Annotated in this window: 7 protein-coding genes; 3 read left to right on the top strand and 4 right to left on the bottom strand. The window is 71.2% G+C overall.

Features of this window, described 5'->3' with window-relative positions:
* Nucleotides 1–153 precede the first annotated feature (153 nt).
* From VLK61_RS03745 to VLK61_RS03735, 3 genes are all read right to left on the bottom strand, one after another.
* Entirely contained in the window at nt 154–786 is a 633-nt protein-coding gene (locus tag VLK61_RS03745; protein WP_325418444.1) for a hypothetical protein, read from the bottom strand.
* A complete protein-coding gene (locus VLK61_RS03740; RefSeq protein ID WP_325418442.1) occupies nt 770–2248 on the bottom strand; it encodes a sensor histidine kinase in 1479 nt (492 codons plus the stop codon). The genes VLK61_RS03745 and VLK61_RS03740 overlap by 17 nt, the downstream gene beginning before the upstream one ends.
* Nucleotides 2249–2451: 203 nt before the next feature.
* On the bottom strand, nt 2452–3474 hold the full coding sequence (locus VLK61_RS03735; RefSeq protein ID WP_325418440.1) for a methionine synthase: 1023 nt from the start codon (nt 3472–3474) through the stop codon (nt 2452–2454).
* Between the two features lie 63 nt (nt 3475–3537).
* On the opposite strand from VLK61_RS03735, the gene VLK61_RS03730 reads away from it, so the two are divergent.
* Genes VLK61_RS03730 through VLK61_RS03720 form a run of 3 tightly spaced genes read left to right on the top strand, consistent with a single transcriptional unit; the run spans nt 3538 to nt 5885 of the window.
* Nucleotides 3538–4020 carry a GNAT family N-acetyltransferase gene (locus VLK61_RS03730; protein WP_325418438.1) on the top strand — a complete coding sequence of 161 codons (483 nt, stop codon included), beginning with the start codon at nt 3538–3540 and terminating at the stop codon, nt 4018–4020.
* A 60-nt stretch (nt 4021–4080) separates the two neighbouring features.
* The gene (locus tag VLK61_RS03725) at nt 4081–5319 is read left to right on the top strand and encodes a cation:proton antiporter (protein ID WP_325418436.1); all 1239 of its coding nucleotides are present in this window, start codon (nt 4081–4083) and stop codon (nt 5317–5319) included.
* Nucleotides 5319–5885 carry a GNAT family N-acetyltransferase gene (locus tag VLK61_RS03720; protein ID WP_325418434.1) on the top strand — a complete coding sequence of 189 codons (567 nt, stop codon included), beginning with the start codon at nt 5319–5321 and terminating at the stop codon, nt 5883–5885. The genes VLK61_RS03725 and VLK61_RS03720 overlap by 1 nt, the downstream gene beginning before the upstream one ends.
* Nucleotides 5886–5933: 48 nt before the next feature.
* Here the strand turns inward: VLK61_RS03720 and VLK61_RS03715 are convergent, their stop codons facing one another.
* Entirely contained in the window at nt 5934–6020 is an 87-nt protein-coding gene (locus VLK61_RS03715) for a hypothetical protein (RefSeq protein WP_325418446.1), read from the bottom strand.
* Nucleotides 6021–6038: the final 18 nt, after the last annotated feature.

The raw sequence follows: 6038 nt of genomic DNA, 5'->3' as shown, positions 1-6038 counted from the left end.
TGCGCCAGCGCGGCTTCGGCGCTGACCGCCGTCTGCACCAGGTGGCCGGCGGCTTGCAGGCGCATCGTCATCAGCCGCAGCAGGTCGGGGTCGTCATCGACCAGCAGGATCGAGGCCGCTGAATTCATGGCGGGCATCCTTTGGGTGAGGCTCTCAGGGTTGCCGCGGCGCGGCAGCGCTGGCGGCCGGCACGGGCGACGCCGGCAGGCGCTGCTCGATGGCCTTCAGCGCTTCAAGCTTTTCATTGAGCTGCTCGTTGCGCCGCTGGCTGTCGCGCAGCTGCTGGCCCAGCTTGTCCAGGCTGTCGGCCAGGCGGCGCTGCTCGGCCAGGCGTGAGGACAGCAGCGCCGCCAGCGGCTTCAGCGCATCGGCCGGCGGCGTGGCGGCGGCCACCACACCGTCGAGCAACGATTGCGCCGTGGCGAGATCGGCGCCGTTGCGGCCCAGACCCAGCACCATGGCCTTGCGCATCGCCTGCGCCGGCGTGCGCGGCTGCGCGTTGAGGCTGACCAGCTCACGCGTCAGCTCGGCGGGGCCCAGCTGGCGCAGATCCTGGTGGTAGGCCAGCAAGGCCTGCAACTCGCTGGTGTCCGGCGCCGGCGGCGGGGGCTCGGGCGGGCAGGGCGGCGAGGCGGCCGCAGGCGGCAACGGCGGCTCCAGCTGCGGCGGCGTCGGCGCGGGTTCCGGCGCGGGCTTGGGCGCCGTGCAGGCGCACAGCGACGCCAGCATCATGGCGGCGAACACGGCCGGCGTCAGCCGGTGGCCGGCGCTAAGCAACAAGTTCATGGGGCAATTCGATCCTGAAATGGGCACCGCGCTCGCTGGGCAGCAGCCGCACCGCGCCACCATGTGCCTGCACCACCTCGTGCACGATGGACAAGCCGATGCCGCTGCCGTGGCGCGGTCCCGGCGCCTGATGGCGGCCCTGGTAGAACGGCGCGAAGATGCGCTCGCCGTCTTCGGCGGCCACGCCCGGGCCCTGGTCAATGCAGTCGATGAAGATGCGGCCGGCCTGCTGCAGCACGACGAAGGACACGCTGCCCCCCACCGGGCTGAAGCGCACCGCATTCGACAGCAGGTTGGCCAGCGCCATTGCCAGCTTGTCGGCATCGGCCTGCGTGCTGTCGCACTGGCCGTTCACCAGCACCTGCAAGTCCTTGGCCTGCCAGTGCAGGCGCTGCGCGGCGCAGACGCGCTGCAGCAGCGCGGCGATGTCCACCGGCTGGCGCTGCAGCTGCTGCGCCTCGGAGGCCAGCGCGTGGTAGCGCAGCAGGTCCTCGATCTGCGCCTGCAGCGACGCGGTGTTGTCGCGCAGGATGCGCGTGATCTCCGCCTGGTCGGGCGTCAGCGTGCCGGCCACGCCGTCCTGCAGCAACGCAACGCCTTCGCGGATCGAGGCCAGCGGAGTCTTCAACTCGTGCGAGATATGCCGCACAAAGCGGGTCTTGTCCGACTCCAGCGCCGCCAGCCGCTGGCGCAGCCAGTCCAGCTGGCGGCCCAGGCGCCGCAGGTCGGCCGGGCCGTGCACGTCCACCGGCTGGTCGAACTGGTTGGCGCCCAGGCGGCCGATCGCCGCTTCGATGGTCGCCATCGGCCGCGACAGCCAGTGGCCGAAGCCGAAGGCCAGCAGCGCGGCCAGCACGATGGCGCTGATCACCAGCGCGCTGATCAGCCGGCGCTGGTGCTCCAGGTCGGACAGCAGCGCGTCGTTGCGCTGCTCAACCGCGTTGCGGCACAGCTGCGCCAGCGTCTCGTTCAGCCGGTGCAAGCGGGTGAACAGCGGTGTCAGCCGCTGCAACGCCGCCTGCCGCTGGCGGGGCGGTGCCTGCAGCAGGGTCCAGGCGGCATCGGCCTGCGCCTGCCAATCGGCAAAGGGCTGGTCCGGCGTGTGCGCCAGCGCATCGGCCAGGGACTGCAAGGTGGCTCGCGCGTCCAGCCAGGTGGCGTGGTAGCGCTCGCGCAGGCTGGCATCGTCGAGCACCAGGAACTGCCGCGCGCTGCGCTCCATCGCCACCGTGCGCTCGGCCAGGCGCTGCGCGTTTTCGGTCAGGCCCACCGCCTCGCCGGCGGTGTCGCGGCTGCGCCGGGCGGTTTGTTCCAGCGTCAGCAAGACCTGGATGGCGGCGCCGCCCAGCAAGGCAGTGATCAGCAGAAAGGCCGCCAGCAGCCACTGGCGAAACGACAGGCCGCCCGCAGGCGTGCTGCCGGCCCCGGGCGACACCGCGTCGAAACAGGGCGATTCGTTCATCGGCGGATTTTGGTGCGGTGAGGGCCCGGGCGCCGGCCGCTGAATGCAACCGGATGTGCGCACGCTGGCAAGCCGCGTGCCTGCGGCGGCGCTCTCGGGGCGCGCAGCGCAGCGCTCAACGGGCGCTCGCGATGGCGCTCATCTGCGGCGCTAGGATCGGTGGCGCTGCCGACGGCCAGACAAGGCCGCCGCGCCGAAGCGCCTCAGCCGCCGTAGCGCTGCCGCGCCAGCGCCGCACCCTGCGCCAGCGCCTGCAGCTTGGCCTGCGCCACGGCCCGGTTCATCGGCGCCATGCCGCAATTGGTGCAGGCGATCAAACGATCGCGCGGCACGAACTGCAGCGCGCGGCCGATTGTGTCGGCCACTTCGTCGGGCGTTTCCACCGCGTCGCTGGCCACGTCGATGACGCCGACCATCACGTCGGTGTCCTTCAGCAAGGCCATCAGCTGCGGCGGCACGTGCGAGTGGATGCATTCCAGGCTGACCTGCTGGATGCTGCTGGCGGCCAGCGCGGGCAGGATCTGCTCGTACTGCCGCCACTCGTCGCCCAGCGTCTTCTTCCACTCGACATTCGCCGCGATGCCGTAGCCGTAGCAGATGTGCACCGCCGTCGTGCAGCTCAGACCACGCGCCGCACGCTCCAGCGCCTGCACGCCCCAGTCCGCCGCTTCGGCCATGTAGACATTGAAGGCCGGCTCGTCGAACTGCAGGATGTCCACGCCATCGGCCTGCAGCGCCAGCGCCTCCTGGTTCAGCAGCTCGGCGAAGGCGAAGGCCAGCTTCACGCGGTCGCCGTAGAAGCGGTCGGCCACGGTGTCGACGATGGTCATCGGGCCGGGCAGCGTGAACTTGATCTTGCGCGTGGTGTGCGCACGCAGGAAGCGCGCTTCGGTCTCGTGCACCCGGCCGCTGAGCGACAGCGGACCCGTCACCTGCGGCACCATGGCCTTGTAGCGCTCGTTGCGGATGCCCATCTCGACCTTGTGCTCGAAGTCGATGCCAGCCACCCGCTCGAGGAAGCCGTGCACGAAGTGCTGGCGCGACTGTTCGCCGTCGCCGATGACGTCGAGGCCGGCGTCCTCCTGCGCCTTGATCCACAGCAGCGTGGCGTCCAGCTTGGCCTGTGCCAGCTCGTCGCCGCTGGCGCGCCACTTCGGCCACAGCGTCTGGGTTTCGGCCAGCCAGGCGGGTTTGGGCAGGCTGCCGGCAATGGCGGTGCGGAACATGGTCTGTCTCCTTCGGATGGGGGCGTGGCCGAGGGTAGCGCAGGCGGCTGATACTGCCAGACCATGAACCCACCCATCCCCGTCATCCAGCGTGTCGACGCGCAAGGCGCCGACGCGATGGCCCTGCTGCGCGAAGCCGCGATCGATGCACGCGCGCTGTACCCCGAGCTGCACCGGCCCGATGCGCCGTGGCCGACGAACCCGCCGACACCGCCGCGCGGCGTCTACCTGGTCGCGTATGTCAGCGGCCAACCGGTGGCCTGCGGCGCGCTGCGGCCGATCGACGAGATCACGACCGAAGTGCGCCGCATGTACGTGCTGAAGTCGGCGCGCCGCAGCGGCCTGGCGCGCGCCGTCCTGGCCGCCCTGGAACGTGAAGCCGCGCAGCTGGGCTTCAGCACGCTGCGGCTGGAAACCGGCCAGCGCCAGCAGGCCGCGATGGCCTTGTACGCGTCGCAAGGCTTCGTGCGCATCCCGCCCTTCGGCGAGCATGTCAACGATCCCTTCAGCGTGTGTTTCGAGAAAGCCGTCGCCCCGGCGGCGTGAGCGCGTTCGCGCAGCCACTACCATCGGCGGCGATCCCGGCCCTGTGCGTTCCCTCCCCTCATGTCCACCACCTCCCTGCTGCTGCAACTGATCGTCATCCTCAGCACCGCGCGCGCCTGCGGCTGGCTGCTGCGCCATGTCGGCCAGCCCGGCGTCGTCGGCGAAATGGCGGCCGGCCTGCTGCTCGGGCCCGTCGTGCTGGGCGCGCTGTTTCCCACGCTGCATGCCCAGCTGTTTTCGCCGGCGTCGCTGGCCGGGCTGTCCTCGCTGGCCACGCTGGGCCTGGTGCTGTTCATGTTCGTCGTCGGGCTGGAGTTGCGCGCGCACCAGGGCGTGCGCGCGCAGGTCCGCGCGGCCGGCTTCGTCGGACTGCTGAGCATGGCCGCGCCGATCGCGCTGGGCCTGGCCATCGCGCCGGTGCTGCACCCTGCGCTGGCGCCGGCCGGGGTCGGCTTCTGGCCGTTTGCGCTGTTCATCGCCGCCGCGCTGTCGATCACCGCGTTCCCGGTGATGGCGCGCATCCTGAAGGACAGCGGCCTGGGACACACCCGCTTCGGCCAGCTCTCGCTCAGCGCGGCGGCGGTGGTGGACGTGTTCGCGTGGATCCTGCTGGCGCTGGTGGTGGCGATGGTCGGCGCCGGCGAAGGCGCGCTCGGGCTGCTGAAGACCGGCGGGGGCGTGCTGCTGCTGCTGGCGCTGGTGTACTTCGTGTTGAGGCCGGGGTTTGCGTGGCTGCTGCGCACCCGCGCGCCCGACGGCGAACCGTCGACCACCGTGCTGGCCGCGCTGATGGTCGGCCTGCTGGCTTGCGCGATGCTCACCGAGTGGCTGCAGCTGCACGCGGTGTTCGGTGCCTTCCTGTTCGGCACCTGCCTGCCGCGCGACGACCGGCTGCTCAACTCACTGGCGCAGCGCATCGAGCCGATGTCCATCGTCGTGCTGATGCCGCTGTTCTTCGCGCTGGCCGGCCTGGGCACCACCGCCAGCGCGTTCGCCGGCGCCCACCTGGGCGCGATGGCGCTGATCCTCGTCGTCGCCATCGTCGGCAAGGTCGCCGGTGGCGCGGCGGGCGCTCGCCTGGCGGGTTACGGCTGGCGCGACAGCCTGGCCACCGGCGCGCTGATGAATGCGCGCGGCCTGATGGAGCTGATCGTCATGAAGGTTGGGCTCGATGCCGGGCTGATCGGTCCCGAGCTGTTCACGATGCTGCTGGTGATGGCGCTGGTGACCACCGCGATGACCGGGCCGCTGGTGGGCTGGGTTGCCGGCCGCGCGCCACCCGTCAAATACGCGGCGTGATGCGGATCTGCGCCAGCGGTTTCAGCGCGCCGATCCACCTGCGCCGCCTGGGCCGCGCCGATTACCCGCTATTGGCCGCCTGGCTGGCGCGGCCGCATGTGGCGCGCTGGTGGAACCATGAGCACACGCCCGAGGCCCTCGAGCATGATTTCGGCCCCAGCATCGATGGCGCTGACCTGGCCGAGATCTTCATCGCTGACGCGCACGGCCGGCCCTTTGGCCTGGTCCAGCGCTACACCTTCGCCGACAACCCCGGCTACATCGACGAATTGGCGCCGCTGCTGGCCGTGCCCGGCGCCGCGCTGAGCATGGACTACTTCGTTGGCGAGCCGGCGGCGCTGCGCCGCGGGCTGGGCACGGCGATGCTGCAGGCCGCACTGCGGTCGACCTGGCGTGACCACGCTTCGGCACCGGCCGTCATCGTGCCGGTGGGTGCGGCCAACACGGCGTCGTGGCGCCTGCTGGAGCGTGTCGGTTTCCACCGGGTGGCCGAAGGGCCGCTGACGCCGGACAACCCGATCGACGGGCCGGCGCACTTCGTCTACCGCATCGAGCGACCGGCCTGAACACCGGCGGGGGTCCATGCCGTCGACATCGGCCCTCAGGTCAGGCACTCAGGTCGGACGCGCCAGCAGCTGAATCTTCGGCGCGACCTCGCGCCATGTCTCGTGCCCGGGCAGCGGGCCCTTTGCACGCGTGATCGGCTGCCATGCCGGATC

Source organism: Aquabacterium sp., assembly GCF_035476535.1.
Taxonomy (GTDB): Bacteria; Pseudomonadota; Gammaproteobacteria; order Burkholderiales; family Burkholderiaceae_C; genus Pseudaquabacterium.
The sequence above is the reverse complement of the archived record's forward strand: the minus strand, read 5'-3'. Positions and strand labels throughout refer to the sequence as shown.